The sequence below is a fragment of the Polaromonas sp. P1_F6 genome (assembly GCF_056405695.1).
Genome location: NZ_JBFUBQ010000001.1, coordinates 873,606 through 891,009, shown reverse-complemented (window position 1 = coordinate 891,009; position 17,404 = coordinate 873,606). Strand labels below are relative to the sequence as shown.

Annotated in this window: 14 protein-coding genes and 2 tRNA genes; 4 read left to right on the top strand and 12 right to left on the bottom strand. The window is 62.5% G+C overall.

Going from position 1 to position 17,404, the window contains the following annotated elements:
• Positions 1–13: 13 nt before the first annotated feature.
• The 6 genes from AC1DY9_RS04060 to rpsB form a co-directional block, all read right to left on the bottom strand.
• Positions 14–874 carry a phosphatidate cytidylyltransferase gene (locus tag AC1DY9_RS04060; protein WP_457280560.1) on the bottom strand — a complete coding sequence of 287 codons (861 nt, stop codon included), beginning with the start codon at positions 872–874 and terminating at the stop codon, positions 14–16.
• Positions 874–1,614 (bottom strand): polyprenyl diphosphate synthase, encoded by a 741-nt coding sequence (uppS, locus tag AC1DY9_RS04055; protein WP_457280559.1) that lies wholly within the window; start codon positions 1,612–1,614, stop codon positions 874–876. Before uppS ends, AC1DY9_RS04060 begins: the two co-directional genes overlap by 1 nt.
• A 26-nt stretch (positions 1,615–1,640) precedes the next feature.
• Positions 1,641–2,201: a ribosome recycling factor gene (frr, locus tag AC1DY9_RS04050; protein ID WP_457280558.1), complete on the bottom strand. Its 561-nt coding sequence runs from the start codon at positions 2,199–2,201 to the stop codon at positions 1,641–1,643.
• Positions 2,202–2,253: 52 nt separating this feature from the next.
• Positions 2,254–2,964, bottom strand: a complete 711-nt coding sequence (gene pyrH / locus AC1DY9_RS04045) for a UMP kinase (protein ID WP_036838012.1) — start codon at positions 2,962–2,964, stop codon at positions 2,254–2,256.
• A gap of 61 nt (positions 2,965–3,025) precedes the next feature.
• Positions 3,026–3,940 (bottom strand): translation elongation factor Ts, encoded by a 915-nt coding sequence (gene tsf / locus AC1DY9_RS04040; protein WP_457280557.1) that lies wholly within the window; start codon positions 3,938–3,940, stop codon positions 3,026–3,028.
• 126 nt (positions 3,941–4,066) lie between these two features.
• Positions 4,067–4,819: a 30S ribosomal protein S2 gene (gene rpsB / locus AC1DY9_RS04035; RefSeq protein ID WP_457280556.1), complete on the bottom strand. Its 753-nt coding sequence runs from the start codon at positions 4,817–4,819 to the stop codon at positions 4,067–4,069.
• A 162-nt stretch (positions 4,820–4,981) separates the two neighbouring features.
• On the opposite strand from rpsB, the gene AC1DY9_RS04030 reads away from it, so the two are divergent.
• The 3 genes from AC1DY9_RS04030 to AC1DY9_RS04020 all read left to right on the top strand — a co-directional run bounded on the left by AC1DY9_RS04030 (position 4,982) and on the right by AC1DY9_RS04020 (position 9,319).
• The gene (locus AC1DY9_RS04030) at positions 4,982–6,325 is read left to right on the top strand and encodes an amidase (protein WP_477665852.1); all 1,344 of its coding nucleotides are present in this window, start codon (positions 4,982–4,984) and stop codon (positions 6,323–6,325) included.
• Positions 6,326–6,446: 121 nt separating this feature from the next.
• On the top strand, positions 6,447–7,706 hold the full coding sequence (locus tag AC1DY9_RS04025; RefSeq protein WP_477665851.1) for a D-amino acid dehydrogenase: 1,260 nt from the start codon (positions 6,447–6,449) through the stop codon (positions 7,704–7,706).
• A 71-nt stretch (positions 7,707–7,777) separates the two neighbouring features.
• A complete protein-coding gene (locus AC1DY9_RS04020) occupies positions 7,778–9,319 on the top strand; it encodes an NAD(P)H-hydrate dehydratase (RefSeq protein ID WP_477665850.1) in 1,542 nt (513 codons plus the stop codon).
• A gap of 36 nt (positions 9,320–9,355) precedes the next feature.
• On the opposite strand, the gene AC1DY9_RS04015 is transcribed toward AC1DY9_RS04020, so the two are convergent.
• Both AC1DY9_RS04015 and rnr read right to left on the bottom strand, forming a co-directional pair.
• The gene (locus tag AC1DY9_RS04015) at positions 9,356–9,925 is read right to left on the bottom strand and encodes a YggT family protein (RefSeq protein ID WP_457280552.1); all 570 of its coding nucleotides are present in this window, start codon (positions 9,923–9,925) and stop codon (positions 9,356–9,358) included.
• A 75-nt stretch (positions 9,926–10,000) separates the two neighbouring features.
• Entirely contained in the window at positions 10,001–12,322 is a 2,322-nt protein-coding gene (rnr, locus tag AC1DY9_RS04010) for a ribonuclease R (RefSeq protein ID WP_477665849.1), read from the bottom strand.
• A gap of 167 nt (positions 12,323–12,489) precedes the next feature.
• Here rnr and AC1DY9_RS04005 point away from each other — a divergent pair.
• Positions 12,490–12,574, top strand: a tRNA-Leu gene (locus AC1DY9_RS04005).
• A 135-nt stretch (positions 12,575–12,709) separates the two neighbouring features.
• On the opposite strand, the gene rimO is transcribed toward AC1DY9_RS04005, so the two are convergent.
• From rimO to AC1DY9_RS03985, 4 genes are all read right to left on the bottom strand, one after another.
• Entirely contained in the window at positions 12,710–14,119 is a 1,410-nt protein-coding gene (rimO, locus tag AC1DY9_RS04000; protein ID WP_457280550.1) for a 30S ribosomal protein S12 methylthiotransferase RimO, read from the bottom strand.
• A 65-nt stretch (positions 14,120–14,184) separates the two neighbouring features.
• Complete coding sequence (gene phaR, locus AC1DY9_RS03995) at positions 14,185–14,763, bottom strand: polyhydroxyalkanoate synthesis repressor PhaR (protein WP_457280980.1); 579 nt, start codon at positions 14,761–14,763, stop codon at positions 14,185–14,187.
• A 185-nt stretch (positions 14,764–14,948) separates the two neighbouring features.
• Positions 14,949–15,025 (bottom strand) — tRNA-Val (locus AC1DY9_RS03990).
• A 90-nt stretch (positions 15,026–15,115) separates the two neighbouring features.
• A complete protein-coding gene (locus AC1DY9_RS03985; protein ID WP_457280549.1) occupies positions 15,116–17,377 on the bottom strand; it encodes a RelA/SpoT family protein in 2,262 nt (753 codons plus the stop codon).
• Positions 17,378–17,404: the final 27 nt, after the last annotated feature.

Below are 17,404 nucleotides of genomic sequence, written 5' to 3'. Positions count from 1 at the left end.
ACGGGAGCAAAGCCTAAAGGGTAACCAGCATCATCGCCAGGGGCAGTGTGGGCAATAGCGCGTCGACCCGGTCGAGCACGCCGCCGTGGCCCGGCAACAGGCCGCTGGAGTCTTTCACCCCGGCACTGCGCTTGATAAGGGACTCGACCAGATCGCCCACCACACTCATGGCGGCCAGGAAAATAACCGCCAGCAGCATGACGACCATGCCGTGATGATCAGCCAGCCGGCTGTAAAGCGTGGCGTCAGCCCAGAAGCCACCGCCAATGCCCGCGCGGCCCAGCCACACCCAGGCCAGCGACAGCGCCACCACACCGGCCATGCCGCCCCACACGCCCTCCCAGCTTTTACCCGGGCTGATTGAAGGAGCCAGCTTGCCCTTGCTGAACCGGCCTCCCAGGGCGCGACCCGCAAAGTAGGCAAAGATATCGGCCACCCAGACCAGCAGCAGAACGGACAGCAAAAAGTCAATGCCTGCCACACGGGCCTGTGCCACAGCCAGCCAGGCGACCAACAACGCAGCCAGCCCCCCTGGAAGGCGAATTACTTTGGGTATGCGCGGCCAGCCCGCCACGCCATTGCGCAGCAACCAGCCACCGGCAAGCACCCAGGCAGCACCTGCAGCAGCCCAAAGAAGCGGCAGCGGCTTTACGAGCAGGCCAAAGTACCACGCGAGCGCGCACAGCCCGACACAAACGGCGGCGAGCCCCACAGAGGCTCCCTGCCCGAGTGCATTCAGCCGGCCCCACTCCCAGGCACCCGCAGCAATCAACAGCAGCGCGACGGCACAAAAGGGCTCTGGCGTCTTGTAGAAAAGGGCTGGCAGCAAAATAGCCAGAAGGACAATCGCTGTGATCACGCGCTGTTTAAGCATCAGGCAGCCTTTGTATTTTCATTGGTGCTGCGGCCGCTGACCTGGGCGGAGGTCTTGCCGAAGCGTCGTTCGCGAGTCCGAAAGACGGCTATCGCCTCGTCCAGCGCCGTCTCGTCAAATTCAGGCCACAACTTGTCGGAGAAATGCAGCTCTGAATAAGCTGCCTGCCACAGCAAAAAATTACTGATCCGCAATTCACCGCCTGTGCGAATCAGCAGATCCGGGTCCGGCACGTGCGCCAGTGCCATCTCCCTGTCCAGCGACAGCTCGGTAATGGCTTCACCGCGGCTGGCCAATCTGTTGGCAGCCTGGGCAATATCCCAGCGGCCGCCGTAGTTGAAGCACACATTAAAAACCAGCCGTTGGTTGGTGGAGGTGTCGAGCTCAGCTTGCGCCAGCCCTGCCTGGACTTTCTCGGAAAGCCGCAGGCGGTCTCCGACAAAACGCAGTTGCACGCCGTTGGCATTCAGGCTGGGGACTTCCTTGGAAAGAGAATAGGCAAGCAACTCCATCAGCCCGGACACCTCTTCAGCCGGCCGGTTCCAGTTCTCGGAAGAAAAAGCGAAAACCGTGAGGACGCCGATGCCGCGGTCCAGGCATGCGCGAACGCAGCGGCTGAGCGAATCAACGCCCTGCTTGTGGCCCGCAATGCGGGGTAAAAACCGTTTGGTCGCCCAGCGACCATTGCCATCCATAACGATGGCAACGTGGTGCGGGACTATGGGATGGGCGGTGGCCATGGTGAATCAGGCCAGACGACGAGGCGTCAAACCGCCATGATGTCTTGTTCCTTGCCGGCGACCAGTTTGTCGACTTCGGCAATGAAACGATCCGTGAACTTCTGGATATCGTCCTGCGAACGGCGTTCGTCGTCTTCAGAAGCGAGCTTGTCCTTGACGAGTTTCTTGACGCCATCATTGGCATCGCGGCGCAGGTTGCGAATAGCCACTTTGGCGTGCTCCCCTTCGGCGCGCACGACTTTGGTAAGTTCGCGACGGCGCTCTTCGGTCATGGCCGGCATGGGCACGCGGATCAGGTCACCCTGCGCGGCCGGATTGAGTCCCAGGTCTGAATCACGGATGGCCTTTTCGATCTTGGCGCCCATGCCTTTTTCCCAGGGCGAGACGCTGATGGTGCGGGCGTCGAGCAGCGACACATTGGCCACCTGGCTGATCGGCACCATGGAGCCGTAATAATCAACATGCACGGTATCGAGCAAACCGGGGTTGGCGCGGCCAGTGCGGATCTTGGTCAGGCCATTTTTGAACGAGTCAATGGACTGCTGCATCTTTTGCTCTGCCTGCTGCTTGACTTCAACAATGCTCATGGTCGAATCTCCGGATTTTTATAGCGAAAAAGAACAAGCTGGGACAGGAGGCTCAGACGTGAACCAGGGTTCCCTCGTCCTCGCCCTGCACGACGCGCTTGAGCGCACCATGCTTGAAAATACTGAACACCTTGATGGGCAGCTTCTGGTCACGGCACAGCGCAAAAGCGGTGGCATCCATGACCTCGAGGTTTTTGCCCATGGCTTCATCAAACGTGATGTTGGTGTAGCGCGTGGCTTTCGGGTCTTTCTTGGGGTCCGCAGTGTACACACCGTCGACCTTGGTGGCCTTCAGCACGATCTCAGCGCCGATCTCAGCGCCGCGCAATGCGGCTGCCGTATCGGTGGTGAAAAACGGGTTGCCGGTGCCGGCCGCGAAGATGACGACCTTGCCTTCTTCGAGGTACTGCAGGGCTTTGGGACGAACATAAGGCTCGACCACGCGCTCAATGCCGATGGCCGACATTACGCGAGCGATCAGCCCGGCCTTGTCCATCGTGTCGCCCAAGGCGAGCGCGTTCATCACGGTGGCCAGCATGCCCATGTAGTCGGCGGTGGCGCGGTCCATGCCGACGGAACCGCCGGCCACACCGCGAAAAATGTTGCCGCCGCCGATCACGACCGCCACTTCGACACCCATGCGGGTGACTTCGGCAATCTCTTCCACCATGCGCACGATGGTCGCGCGGTTGATGCCAAAGGCATCATCCCCCATCAAGGCCTCACCTGACAGTTTTAACAAGATTCGCTTGTAGGCTGGCATGTGAGAGCTTTCTTTGTTGGGTTGTCTGAAGTTTAGCGGCCTTCCGGCTGGACTGAAATGCTCAAGCAGCCTTGGCTGCGGCGACCTGGGCGGCGACTTCGGCAGCGAAATCGTCCACCTTTTTCTCAATGCCTTCACCCACGACATACAGCGTGAAAGACTTGATCGTTGTCGCTTTTTCCTTGAGCATTTGCTCGACGGTCTGCTTGTCGTTCTTGACGAAAGTCTGGTTGTACAGGCTGACTTCCTTCAGGTACTTCTGCACGCCACCTTCGATACGCTTTGCAACAATTTCAGCGGACTGGACGGCCTTGCCTTCAGCCTGTGCCTTGGCGGCATCTTCAGCGGCCTTGGCTGCAGCAACCGAGCGCTCCTTGGCGACCAGTTCGGCGGGAACTTCAGCGCTGGACAGGGACACGGGCTTCATCGCGGCCACATGCATGGCGACATCCTTGGCTGCGGCTTCGTCGCCTTCAAACTCCACGACTACGCCGATACGCGTGCCGTGCAGGTAAGAGGCCAGCTTGCTGCCCGAGAAACGCTTGAAGCGGCGCACGCTCATGTTTTCGCCGATCTTGCCGATCAGGCCCTTGCGCACGTCTTCGACCGTCGGGCCAAAGCCGTCAAGCGACAAAGGCATGGCGCCAACAGCTTCCACGTCGGCCGGGTTGTTCTTGACAATCCCTTCGACCACTGCCTTGGTGAAGGCCAGGAAGCTGTCGTTCTTGGTCACGAAGTCGGTTTCGCAATTGATTTCCACCAGCGCGCCCACATCGCCTTCGCGGTGCGCAGCCACAACGCCTTCGGCGGTGACGCGGGAAGCGGCCTTGCCGGCCTTGCTGCCGAGCTTGACGCGCAGGATTTCTTCGGCTTTTTCGAAGTTGCCTTCAGCTTCGGTCAGTGCTTTCTTGCACTCCATCATGGGGGCGTCGGTCTTGGCGCGCAGTTCAGCGACCATGCTTGCAGTAATTGCCATCTTTGTTTCTCCGTTTGTCGTTTTTGACACGCTGGAAGCGATCAATTCGCACCCAGCTTTTCGTTAGGTTGTGAAAAAGGGGCTACGCGAGCCCCTTTTTCGCGTCTGGCGCAGAGCCGAAAACTATCAGGCGGCTGCGTTTTCCACTTCCACGAACTCATCCGAGCTCTCAGCCGAAACCGCCTTGACGACGTCGTTCACGGCATTGGCGCGGCCTTCGATGATCGCGTCGGCGATACCGCGGGCGTACAGGGCGACAGCCTTGGAGGAGTCGTCATTGCCGGGGATCACGTAGTCGATGCCGATAGGCGAGTGGTTGGAGTCAACCACGCCGATCAGGGGAATGCCGAGTTTCTTGGCTTCCAGGATCGCGATTTTGTGGAAGCCCACGTCGATCACGAAAATGGCGTCCGGCAGGGCGTTCATGTCCTGAATGCCGCCGATGTCTTTTTCAAGCTTTTCGATTTCGCGCTTGAAGGTGAGCTGTTCTTTTTTGCTGATGGAATCAAGGCCGGCTTCCTGCTGGGCCTTCATTTCCTTCAGGCGCTTGATGGAAGTCTTGACCGTCTTGAAGTTGGTCAGCATGCCGCCCAGCCAGCGCTGGTCAACATAGGGAACACCGGCGCGCTTGGCTTCGGTGGCGACGATGTCGCGAGCCTGGCGCTTGGTGCCTACCATCAGGATGGTGCCGCGGTTGGCAGACAGCTGCTTCGCGAACTTCATCGCTTCCTGGTACATCGGAAGCGACTTTTCCAGGTTGATGATGTGAATACGGTTGCGATGGCCGAAGATGTAAGGGGCCATCTTGGGGTCCCAGAAGCGGGTTTGGTGTCCGAAATGAACGCCTGCTTCCAGCATTTCGCGCATAGTGGTCGACATAGGAATACTCCAAAAGGTTGTGTCTAAAATCAGCGCTTATCGTCCCGTTGGCCTCTTTCGAGATTTCCGGGGCAACACCTTGAGTGGCTGATTTGCGATTTGCCTTGCAAACAACAAAATCGTCATTTGCAAAGCCTGTCGAGTATAACACCCTCCTGACCCATGAGCCAGATACCCCCCTCAGGCGACCTCGATGCCACTCGCCAGGCCATGACCGCCGGTCAGACCTCCCCCCAGCGGGTTTTCGAACAGGCCCTGGCCACGGCCCAAAGTGACGCCTGCCGCCACGTTTTCATGCCGGGGAGCCCAAACCTCGCCGGAACGGCGGAAAACCCCGTTTCGAACGCTGCAGGCCTTCCGCTTGCCGGTATCCCGGTATCGGTCAAGGACCTGTTCGACGTGGCAGGCCACACCACCGCAGCCGGATCCACCGTACTGGCAGGCGCCGCGCCTGCCGCAGAAGATTGCCCTGCCGTGGCACGTCTGCGCGCTGCCGGCGCCACGTTCATGGGGCGTACCAACATGGTCGAGTTCGCCTTCTCCGGCGTCGGCATCAACCCGCACTACGGCACACCCGTCAACCCGGCCGACCCGAAGGTGGCGCGTATTCCCGGGGGCTCGTCCTCCGGTGCGGCAGTCTCGGTGGCCACGGGTGCGGCACTGGTCGGGCTCGGCTCCGACACCGGCGGATCGATCCGTATCCCGGCGGCGCTTTGCGGCATCGTCGGCTTCAAAAGCACCGCGCGCCTGGTGCCCACGCAAGGCGCCCTACCCTTGTCCACCAGCCTGGACACCGTGTGCGCCCTGACCCGTTCAGTGCGCGACGCAGTCACCGTGCATGAAGTCCTGGCGGCACGCAAGGTCCAACTGGCCGGCAAACCGCTCGCCTCCTGTCGCCTGGCCGTTGCCCGCACCGTGATGCAGGACCACCTGGACAACACCGTCGCCGAGGCGTTTGGGCGCAGCCTGCGAATCCTTCGCCAGGCGGGCGCGCATATTGAAGAAATCGACCTGGAAGAGATCGGCGAGCTGGCCGCCATCAATGCCACCGGCGGCCTTTCGGCGGCGGAAAGTTATGCCTGGCACCGAACGCTGATCACCAGACACCAGGCCGAATACGACCCGCGCGTGGCCTTGCGCATCCTGCGCGGCGCCGGCATGAGCGCGGCCGACTACATCGACCTGCTGGCCGCCCGCAAGGCCTGGGTGGCCCACATGGAAACATGCCTGCAAGGCTTTGACGCCGTGCTCTCGCCCACCGTCCCCATCGTCGCGCCGCCGATCACCGGTGTGCTGGATGACGATGCCGAATTTTTCCGGGTCAACGGCCTGCTGCTGCGCAACACCTCCGTGGTGAACATGCTCGACGGTTGCGCCATTTCCCTGCCTTGTCACACACCCGGCCAGTTGCCCGTGGGCCTAATGCTCTGGCATGCGGCGTTGCATGACGACGCGGTGCTGGACCTGGCCCTGCAGGTGGAGACCGCCCTGTCGAATTCGCTATAAAAACGATAGCTGCTCGCGCTCATTCCTATTGGCTTCAAAGCCTTTTTCTTATAAAAATGTACAAAAACATCTCCCCAGCCCCGCGCCCCGTGCCTGCCCCACATGACCGCGGGAGCCTCGCATGAGGGTTGCCGTCATTGGCGCCGGCATCATCGGCATCACCACCGCTTACGAGCTGGCCCTGGACGGCCACGAGGTCACCGTCTTCGAACGGCGCGGCGCGGCGGCCGAGGAAACCAGCTTTGCCAACGCCGGCCTGGTAGCGCCCGGCTACGTCACGCCCTGGGCTGCCCCCGGCATGCCGGGCAAGGTCATCAGCCATCTTTTCAGCCGCCACGCGCCGGTCAAGCTCGGCCTGCCACTGTCGGCCCGCGACCTGGCCTGGATGTGGAAATGGTTTCGCGCCTGCAAGCTCGAAACCTATCTGGCCAACCGCGCGCGCATGCAGCGCCTGGCTTTTTACAGCCGCGAAAGGCTGCACCACCTGACGGCCGAACTGGAGCTCGAGTACGACGGCAGCCCCGGCTACATGGTGCTGCTGCGCTCTGAAAAAGACGCGAAGCTGGTGCAGCCGGGCCTGGCCGTGCTGCGCGACGCCGGCGTGGTATTCAAGGAGATCGGCCCCGACGAGGTGCGCAAGATCGAGCCGGCACTGAGCCCCGACACCGACTTCCTGGGCGCAGTGCACCTGCCGAACGACGAGGTGGCCAATTGCCGCCAGTTTGCCCTGCTGCTGAAGAACGAAGCCCAGCGCATCGGCGTTAATTTTGAATTCAATACGGCTGTAGCCCAATTGGAACGGGCGCAACCAGCTAGTATTTTGATAGCAGGCGAAGCCAGCCCCCGCGGCTTCGACCATGTGGTCATGTGCGCCGGCCTGGCGTCTGCGGAACTCCTGAGGCCGCTGGGCCTGAAGATTCCCATGGCAGCGGTTTATGGTTACTCCATCAGCGCGCCGATCCGCGAACCGCTGAACGCACCACGCAGCGCACTGATGGACGAGCGCTACAAGGTCGCGATTTCCCGCCTGGGCAACCGCGTGCGCGTGGCGGGCAGCGCCGAAATCGGCGGCACGCTTGAAAGCAAACGGGCATCGTCCATCCAGACGCTGTACAAGGTGCTGCACGACTGGTTCCCGGGTGCGGCCCAGCTCTCCAACACCGGCGCCAGCGTGCAGGAATGGAAAGGCGCCCGGCCCATGCTCCCCGACGGTCCGCCCATCATCGGCGACAGCGGCATTCCCGGCCTCTGGCTCAACCTGGGGCATGGCTCCAGCGGCTGGGCCCTCAGCTGCGGCAGCGCGCGGGCGCTGGTCGACCTGATGGCCGGCAAAAGCGCGGACATCGACATGGAAGGCCTGGGCATCGCCCGCCTGGGCTGAAACCACCCCGCGGCTACGCCCAAAGCCCGGCCTGCCGGGCTTTTTACTTTGCGGGGCCGCACAATCGGGCCATGCGAAAAATTTCCAGCGCCCGCAGCGAGCCACTTCACAGTGTGGCGGCCTCGCGTGAACTTGAACGGCATGCCGCCGCCGGGCTGCCGCCCCACACGCTGATGCAGCGAGCCGGCCTCTCGGTGGCGCGCCTGGCGCTGGCCCTGGCGCCGCATGCGCAGCGCATCTGGATCGCCTGCGGGCCAGGCAATAACGGCGGCGACGGTTTTGAGGCCGCCATGCATCTGCACCAATGGGGCAAAGCAGTGGTCGTAACCTGGACCGGCCTGCCCGCCGGAAAAACCAGCCTGCCGCGCGACGCCCATGCCTCGCGCGAGCGCGCCATCGCCGCGGGCGTGCCCATGGCGGCGCAACCGCCCGATGATTTTGATTTCTGCATCGACGCCCTGTTGGGCATAGGCGGCGCGCTGGACCCTGAGCGCCCAGGCACGGCCTTAATCCTGGAGTGGCTGGCGCGAATGCAAGCCGGCAGTGCGCCGCGGCTGGCGGTGGACGTGCCGACCGGCCTGGACGCGGACACCGGGTCTGCTACACATTTGATAGCTGCTTGCGCCCATTCACCGGACGCTACGGCCATTTTTACCTTAAGCCTTTTAACCTTGAAGCCGGGGCTGTTCACCGCCGGCGGCCGGGATTGGGCGGGCCAGGTCTGGTTTAACGATCTTGGCGTCCATGAGACGCAGGCTGCAACACCAGGCCAGACCGACGCCTGGTTGCTGGGCGCCGACCGGGCCGGCCAGCCGCCCCGGTCAGCCAACGCGCATGCCAGCCACAAAGGCAGCTTTGGTGACGTGGCCGTGCTCGGGGGAGAGTCCGCCGCCCACAGCCATATGGCGGGCGCCGCGCTGCTGGCGGCGCGGGCCGCCCTGCATGCCGGCACCGGCCGGGTATTTGTGGCGCTGCTCGGCAAGCCAACCATCGCAGTCGACCCGCAACAACCGGAGCTGATGTTCCGCGCGCCCGAGGCGCTGGACCTCGCACAGCAGGTGGTGGTGTGCGGCTGCGGCGGCGGCGAGGCCGTCAGGGCCATGCTGGCCAGGGTGCTGTCGACAGCCAGGCGGCTGGTGCTGGATGCCGATGCGCTCAATGCCATTGCAGGGGACACGCAGTTCCAGGCGCAGCTCATTGCACGTCACGGCCGCGGCTACCGCACGGTGCTGACACCGCACCCGCTGGAAGCCGCCCGGCTGGCCGGAACCACAGCGGCCGCGGTTCAATCCGACCGGCTGGCTTCGGCCCGGCAGCTTGCCGAACGGTTTCAGTGTGTGGTGGTGCTCAAGGGCTCAGGAACGGTGATCGCGGCGCCGGGCCGCAGCAGCGCCATCAACAGCACCGGCAACGCCCTGCTGGCCACGGCCGGCACCGGCGACGTGCTGGCGGGCATGGTGGGCGCACGGCTGGCGGCCGGGCTGGAGGCTTTCGACGCCGCCTGCAGCGCCGTGTTTGCACATGGCCGCCTGGCCGATGACTGGGCCGCCCAGGCCCCGGGTATGGCCCTGACGGCGTCGGAACTGGCCCGTGCACAAGGCCATCACAAGTGACCTGCGCGGCAGATGGCAGATGAGGCCGATGAGGCCTTACACCAGGATCATCAGCGCGATTTGAATCAGGACGATGAGCACCAGCGCGGACAAATCCACGCCGCCCACCGTGGGGACCACGCGGCGCAGGGGTGCCAGCAAGGGCTCGGTCAGGCGCCCCAGCAAACCATACGCGGATGATCCCGGCTGCACCCACGAGAGGATGGCAAAACCGAGCACCAGGATGAACAGGGTTTGCAGCGCCACCCGGATCAGCATCTTCAGCGCAAAGGACAGCAGCGTCAGCAATACGACAGGCGCAGCCCCGGCAGTCCACACGGTACCCCCCAACAGCAGGCCAAACAACAGGCCCCACAGCAACGCATAGGCCACTGCCAGCAACACGGCCGCCAGAATGCTGGCCCAGTCCACCCGGGACTGCATCACCGGCCTGGGCAGCACGCGGCGCAAGGGCTTGACCAGCCAATCGGTCACGGCCATCACAAAACGGCCGGGCTGGGCCGTCATGTTGACCCGGACCCAGTTCATCCAGGCTCGCAGCAAAGCCGCTGCAATCAACAGGAAGAACAGCGTTTCAAGCAGGAAGGCCAATACGCGTATCAGCATGGGCGGCGTGCCTTATGCGCAGGGAACACAGTCGGGAAAAAGGGTTTGAACTGAAATCTCATGGTGTCCCGATGCCTAACGGCGCGGCTTCTTGCCCTGCTTGCGGCCCGGCGGATTGCCTGCCGCCTTCTTGACAGCCGCCTTGAGGGCCTGGATGGGCGATTTGGGCGCCCTTTCACTGCTGCTGGCGCCGCGGCTGGCTGTGCCGCCGCCGCGGCCGCCTGAGCGCGACTCCGAGCGTTTTCCAGCGCCTTTGCTGCCCGCCTTGCCGCTTCGGGGCTCCGCCGCATGGCGCGAGGCGCCGCGTTCCTGTACAGGCAGTTCCGCCGCATGGCCGCCTGTCTTGTCCTTCATGGCGCGTCCGACCAGGTCCTGGCCCTCGTTCACCAGGCGGAAGTCGATCTTGCGGCCGTCCAGGTCCACCCGGCTGACCTGCACCCGCACCCGCGTGCCGATGGCATATCGGATGCCGGTGCGCTCGCCGCGCAGTTCCTGGCGAGCTTCGTCGAAGCGGAAGTATTCGCCACCCAGCTCGGTGATGTGCACCAGACCTTCGACGTACATCGCATCCAGTGTGACAAAAATGCCGAAGCCCGTGGCCGCGGTGACGACGCCACCGAATTCCTCACCGAGATGCTCGCGCATGTACTTGCACTTAAGCCAGGCTTCCACGTCGCGGCTGGCTTCGTCGGCGCGGCGTTCGTTGGCGCTGCAGTGCAGGCCGGCCGCCTGCCAGGCGAGTTCGTCGGCGCTGGCTTTTTTCGGTTTTTGCGTTGGTTCCTTGACGCGCGCGGCCAGGCGTTTGGACAGCTTGGCCTCAGCCTCGCCCGGCGTGGGCAGGGTCGGGAGCTGGTACTTGGCCTTGTTCAGCACAGCTTTGATGACGCGGTGCACCAGCAAATCGGGGTAGCGCCGGATCGGGCTGGTGAAGTGCGTGTAAGCCTCGTAGGCCAAACCGAAGTGGCCGCTGTTCATCGGCGTATAGATTGCCTGCTGCATGGAGCGCAGCAGCATCGAGTGGATTTGCTGTGCGTCAGGCCGGTCCTTGGTGGCCAGCGCGATCTTCTGGAATTCGCCGGGCGCCGGGTCATCGGTGATGGTCATGCCGATGCCGGCCGCCTTCAGGTAGTTGCGCAGCATCTCCTTCTTCTCGGGCGTTGGGCCTTCGTGCACACGGTACAGGCCCACGTGCTTGCTTTGCGAGATGAAGTCCGCCGAGCAGACGTTGGCCGCCAGCATGGCTTCTTCAATCAGCCGGTGCGCCACGTTGCGGGTGCGGGGGACGATTTTTTCAATCCGGCCTGCTTCGTCGCAAACAATCTGGGTCTCGGTGGTTTCAAAATCCACCGCGCCGCGTTCGCCACGCTCCTTGAGCAGCGCCTGGTACACGTCGTGCAGGTCGAGCAGGTGCGGCACCAGCGCCTTGCGCTGCGCAGCTTCAGGGCCGCGTGTGTTGGCCAGGATGGCGGCGACCTCAGTGTAGGTAAAGCGCGCCTGGCTGAACATCACCGCCGGGTAGAACTGGTAGGCGTGGACCTCGCCCTTGGCGTTGACCAGCATGTCGCAGACCATGCACAGGCGCTCGACATTCGGGTTGAGCGAGCAAAGGCCATTGGACAATTTTTCCGGCAACATGGGAATCACGCGGCGCGGAAAATACACGCTGGTAGCGCGGTCGTAAGCGTCGATGTCGATGGCGCTGCCGGTTTCCACATAGTGGCTCACGTCGGCAATCGCCACCAGCAGGCGCCAGCCTTTGCCGCGGCCCACTTTGGCGGGCTCGCAATACACGGCGTCGTCAAAGTCGCGGGCATCTTCGCCGTCGATGGTGACCAGCGGCACGTCCGTCAGGTCAACGCGGTGCTTTTTGTCGGCAGGCCGCACGGCGTCCGGCAGGGTTCGGGCCAGGGCCAGCGCTTCGTCGCTGAATTCATGCGGCACGCCGTACTTGCGCACCGCGATCTCGATTTCCATGCCGGGGTCGTCGATCTCGCCCAGTACTTCCTTGACGCGGCCCACAGGCTGGCCGAACAGCGCCGGCGGCTCGGTGAGTTGCACCACCACCACCTGGCCGGCCTTGGCCGTGCCGGTAGCGCCCTTGGGGATCAGGACGTCCTGGCCGTAGCGCTTGTCTTCGGGTGCAACCAGCCAGACGCCGCTTTCCTGCAGCAGGCGGCCGATGATGGGATTCGAGGATCGTTCAACGATTTCCGTGACGCGGCCCTCGGGCCGGTTTTTGCGGTCGTGCCGCACGATGCGGGCCTTGACGCGATCCTTGTGCAGGACTGCACGCATCTCGTTGGGCGGCAGGTAAATATCTGCTTCGCCGTCATCGCGCAATACGAAACCATGGCCGTCTCGGTGGCCGGAAACGGTGCCCTCGAATTCAGCGAGCAAACCGGATGAATGGGCGGACGATCCGCCCGGATGGGAGTGAGTTGTTTTGATAGAAAGTCTCTTTTCGTTGGAGGCTGCCGGGTTTAAGTATGCAGCCGAAATATTTCAGGAAAATTTGAGGGGCCGAGCCTGAGAAAGCATTGAAGTAATGGTACACTGCTAGCTGTGCCCGGGTGGCGGAATTGGTAGACGCGCACGGTTCAGGTCCGTGTATCGCAAGATGTGGAGATTCGAGTTCTCTCCCGGGCACCAGATACACCAAACAGCTTCTCCAGACTCTTAAACTGACTCTGGAGTAAAGCAAGATTAAAGCCACTGTGACCCAGTGGCTTTTTTTGTGGCCGGGCCTCTTCTTCAGGCCCGGTTTAGCGTCCGCAGTATCGTTAATCAAACAGGCACGGCAACCAGGTCATGGCCCTGGGTTCCGACAATGCGGGCCCGGGTGAATTCGCCGACTTTCAGCGTCTTGCTGATTTTCTCGGGCGGTAACAGCTTGACGATGCCGTCGATCTCCGGCGCATCGGCATAAGAGCGCCCGGTGCCACCCTTTCGGCCTAGCGCCGGCGCCGAATCCACCAGCACCTGCATGGTTGCACCTATGCGCTGCTGCAGTTTCTGGCTGGACACCGCTTCGGCCACGGCCATGAAGCGGGCGCGCCGCTCTTCACGCAACGCCAGCGGCAGCATACCGGGAATATCGTTAGCCGTCGCACCTTCTACCGCGCTGTAGGCAAAGCAGCCTGCACGGTCGATTTTGGCCTCGCGCATGAAGTCCAGCAGATGGTCGAACTCTGCTTCCGTCTCGCCGGGAAAACCGGCGATAAAGGTGCTGCGAATCACAATTTCAGGGCAGATTTCGCGCCAGCGCGCAATGCGCTCAAGGTTCTTCTCGCCGCTGGCTGGCCGCTTCATGCGCTTGAGCACATCCGGATGACTGTGTTGCAACGGTACATCCAGATAAGGCAGCACCTTGCCGGTGGCCATCAGCGGCAGCACTTCGTCCACACTTGGGTACGGATACACATAATGCAAGCGCACCCAGGCGCCATACGGCTCGGCGATCTCGCCCAGTGCCTGCACCAGTTCCAGCATGCGCGTCTTGATAGGCTTACCATCCCAGAAGCCGGTGCGGTATTTCACATCGACGCCGTAGGCCGAGGTGTCCTGGCTGATCACCAGCAATTCCTTCACGCCGCCTTCAAACAGGGCGCGCGCTTCGTTGAGCACGTCTCCGATAGGCCGCGACACCAGGTCGCCGCGCATGGACGGGATGATGCAGAAGGTGCAGCGGTGATTGCAGCCTTCGCTGATCTTCAGGTAGGCGTAATGCTTGGGCGTCAGCTTGATGCCGGCAATGCCAAAGGCATTCGGCACCAGGTCCACGAAAGGATCATGCGGCTTGGGCAGGTTCAGGTGCACCGCGTCCATCACCTCCTGTGTGGCGTGCGGGCCCGTCACGGCCAGCACGCTCGGGTGCATCTGGCGCACCAGGTTGCCACCGCCCTCGCCCGCCTTGGCGCCCAGGCAGCCCGTGACGATGACCTTGCCGTTTTCGGCCAGCGCCTCGCCGATGGTGTCCAGGCTTTCCTTGACCGCGTCGTCGATGAAGCCACAGGTGTTGACGATGACCAGGTCCGCACCTTCGAAGGTCTTGGAGGTCTGGTAGCCCTCGGCGCTCAATTGCGTGAGGATCAGCTCGGAATCGGTCAAGGCCTTGGGGCAGCCCAGGCTGACAAAGCCGACGCGCGGTGCGGGCTTGGTGTTTACGGAAACAGGTGGGGAAATAACTTCGCTCATGGGGTGTATTGTCTCAGGTCCCTGATTTCCAGGGACCACCAGAGATTCAACCCCTGGCTTTTAACTCAACGTTTCAGGCCGAAAGCCTGCAGCATCTGCTCGCTCTGCTTTTGCATCTGCTCCTGCATTTGCGTAAAAACGGTTTTGGATTGCTCCACGTAATTGCCCATCATGCCCTGCATCATGGGTGACTGCGCATTCATGAACTGCGCCCACATTTCGGGGCTCAGCCCTTTGGACTGCTCGGCCATCTTGACCTGCAGGTCCATAAAACTCTGCACGTTCTTCTCGAGGTAAGCGCCCATGAAGCTCTGCATCGCATTGCCGTAAAAACGGATGATGTTGGCCAGCACGGCTTCGGTAAACATCGGCGCACCGCCGGTTTCTTCTTCAAGGATGATCTGCAGCAGGATGCTGCGCGTCAAGTCTTCATTGGTCTTGGCATCGCGCACCACAAAATCGGCACTGTCCATCACCAGCTGGCGGACTTCCGTGAGCGTGATGTAGGCCGATGTCTCGGTGTCGTACAGCCGGCGATTCGGGTACTTCTTGATCACACGTGAAGCCGCAGCCTTACCGGCAGCCCGGCCGCTTTTGGCGCCGGAAGTGCCGTCGGCAGAGGCGTCGCCCTGTGAAGGCGGCATGCCGGATGACGGGCTGGTGGATTTGCTTTTTGGCACTGATTTCTCCTCTGAATGACGACCGGCGTCGAAACGCCGGGACTCAATACATTCTAGGAATTCTGATGTACTCAATCCCCTTGGTTTACCCTGTGTGCCAGTCCGCATTACAAAGAATGCAGATCTGGATCAGGAACCGTCGAGGGAATTGGTAGGCGCGATTGGACTCGAACCAACGACCCCCACCATGTCAAGGTGGTGCTCTAACCAGCTGAGCTACGCGCCTAAGGACTGTTCGAAGCTCGTATTGTAGCAAAGCAAAACGGCTATCTTGCTTCGCCCCGAAAATTTGCCGAAAAAAGTCCTGCAGCCGGGTTCAACGTCTCCGCGCGGACCGCACGCCGGGCACTTCGGCCACGATGCCCAGCACCTGGTTCAGTCGGCCTGACTGCGCCACTTCCACCGTGAAGGTCATCCAGGCCGTGCCGCCGCGGTTGTCTTTCACCGACTGTGTCTGCACACCGATGACGTTCATCTTTTCCTTGGCGAATACTTCGGAGATATCGCGCAGCAGCCCCTGGCGGTCGGCGGCTTCCACCGCCACATCCACCGGATACACCGCACCGTCTGCGGTTTTGGGCGAGTTCCATTCAACCTCAATCACGCGGTCAGGACTGCCACTCGCCATGTTGCGGAAGTTGCTGCAATCGCTGCGGTGAATGCTGACGCCCTTGCCCTTGGTGACGAAGCCGAGGATTTCATCGGGCGGGGCGGGCTTGCAGCACTTGGCGAGCTGGGTCAACAAGGAACCCATGCCCACCACCAGCACACCGCCATTGCCTTTTTTGGCATTCGGGTTGGGCGCACGCGCCTTTTTGGCCAGCACGTAGTCGTCCTGGCTCATGGCCGGCTCGGGCGGCCTGAGCATGTTTTCGATCGTGCGCAGGGACAACTCGTCCTTGCCCACCACCTCGAACAAATCATCCGCCGTCTTGAATCCGAGCTGCACCGCCAGGTCGTCCAGCTTCATGGACGTCTTGCCTTCTCGCTGCAGCAGTTTTTCAACCGCTTCGCGGCCCCTGGCAACCGTCTGCTCCATCGCCAGCGCGTTGAACCAAGCGCGCACTTTTGACTTCGCGCGGTGACTGCACAAAAAGCCCAGTTCCGGGTTAAGCCAGTCGCGCGACGGCCCGCCCTCCTTGACGGTGATCACCTCGACCGTCTGGCCGTTTTGCAGCGGGGTGTTGAGCGGTACCATCACGCCGTCAAGGCGCGCGCCGCGGCAGCGATGCCCCAGGCTGGTGTGCACGCTATAGGCGAAGTCCACCGTGGTCGCGCCCTGCGGCAGCTCCACGATGGCCGCGTCCGGCGTCAGCACATAGATGCGGTCTTCAAAGAGCCCCTGCTTGTCATCACGCGCTCGCTGGGCAGCTGGCCCCGAGAGATCGCGCTCCCAGGCCAGCAACTGCCGCAGAACAGCAATCTTGGCGTCGTACTCGCTGCTGGCCGACACGCCCGCGTAGCCTTTGGCCCCCGCCTCCTTGTACGCCCAGTGCGCGGCCACGCCGTGCTCTGCGTGGTCATGCATGGCCTGCGTGCGCACCTGGATCTCCACCGCCCTGCCCGCGTCATCGCGCACCACGGTGTGCAGCGACTGGTAGCCATTGGTCTTGGGTTTGGCGATGTAGTCGTCAAACTCGCCGTCCACCGGCGTAAAGCGCGAATGCACGAAGCCCAGCGCCGCATAGCAGCCCTTCACGTCGGCGGCAATCACGCGCAAGGCACGGATATCAAACACCTGCTCGAAGTCGAGCGACTTGCCGCGCATTTTTTTAACGATGCTGTAGATGTGCTTGGGCCGGCCCTGCACCAGCGCGGCAATGCCGTTCTGGTTCAGTTCGCGCTCCAGCTGCGCACGCAAGGCCTCCATGAAGCCTTCGCGCTCCACGCGTTTTTCATCCAGCAGGCGGGCCGTCTGCTTGTAGGTATCGGGCTCCAGGAAACGGAAGGCCAGGTCTTCCATTTCCCATTTGATCTGCCAGATGCCCAGGCGGTTGGCCAACGGTGCAAACACATGCAGCGACTCGTAGGCCAGCGACAGGGGCGCGGTCTGCCGGGTCGAGGCGTAGTGGCGCAGCGTCTGCAGGCGCGAGGCCAGGCGCAGCATCACCACCCGCAGGTCGCGCGAAAACGCCAGCAGCATCTTGCGAACGTTCTCGGTTTGCGCAGCCGGGTCGTCCAGCAGTTGCGCCTTGGCATTGGCCGAACGCGCCTGGCGCTGCACCTGCACCAATTTGGTGGTCTCTATCGCCAGCGCCGCGTAGTTGGCGCCGAAGGCCTTGGTGATCACTTCCTGCGGCTTGGTCAGGTGCTGGCAGGCATACACCAGGTAGGTGGCCGCCTGCATGGCTTCCGAGCCGCCTATGGTTTTGAGGATGGCCGCCACCGCATCAGCGTGCGCCAGGATGTTTTCGCCTGTGTCGTGCGTTTCACTGGCAATCAGGGGCTCGGCAAACGCCCGGGCACGGGCCAGCGCATGCGGCTGGTCCGGCAGGCTGTCGGCCGTGGCGGTCACGATGGAGGCATTCACCCCCTGGGAGGCTGCGGGGCTACCGGGCCCGACCACATTGCTTTTCATGAAACTTCAGTCAAATAGTTGCGAGGC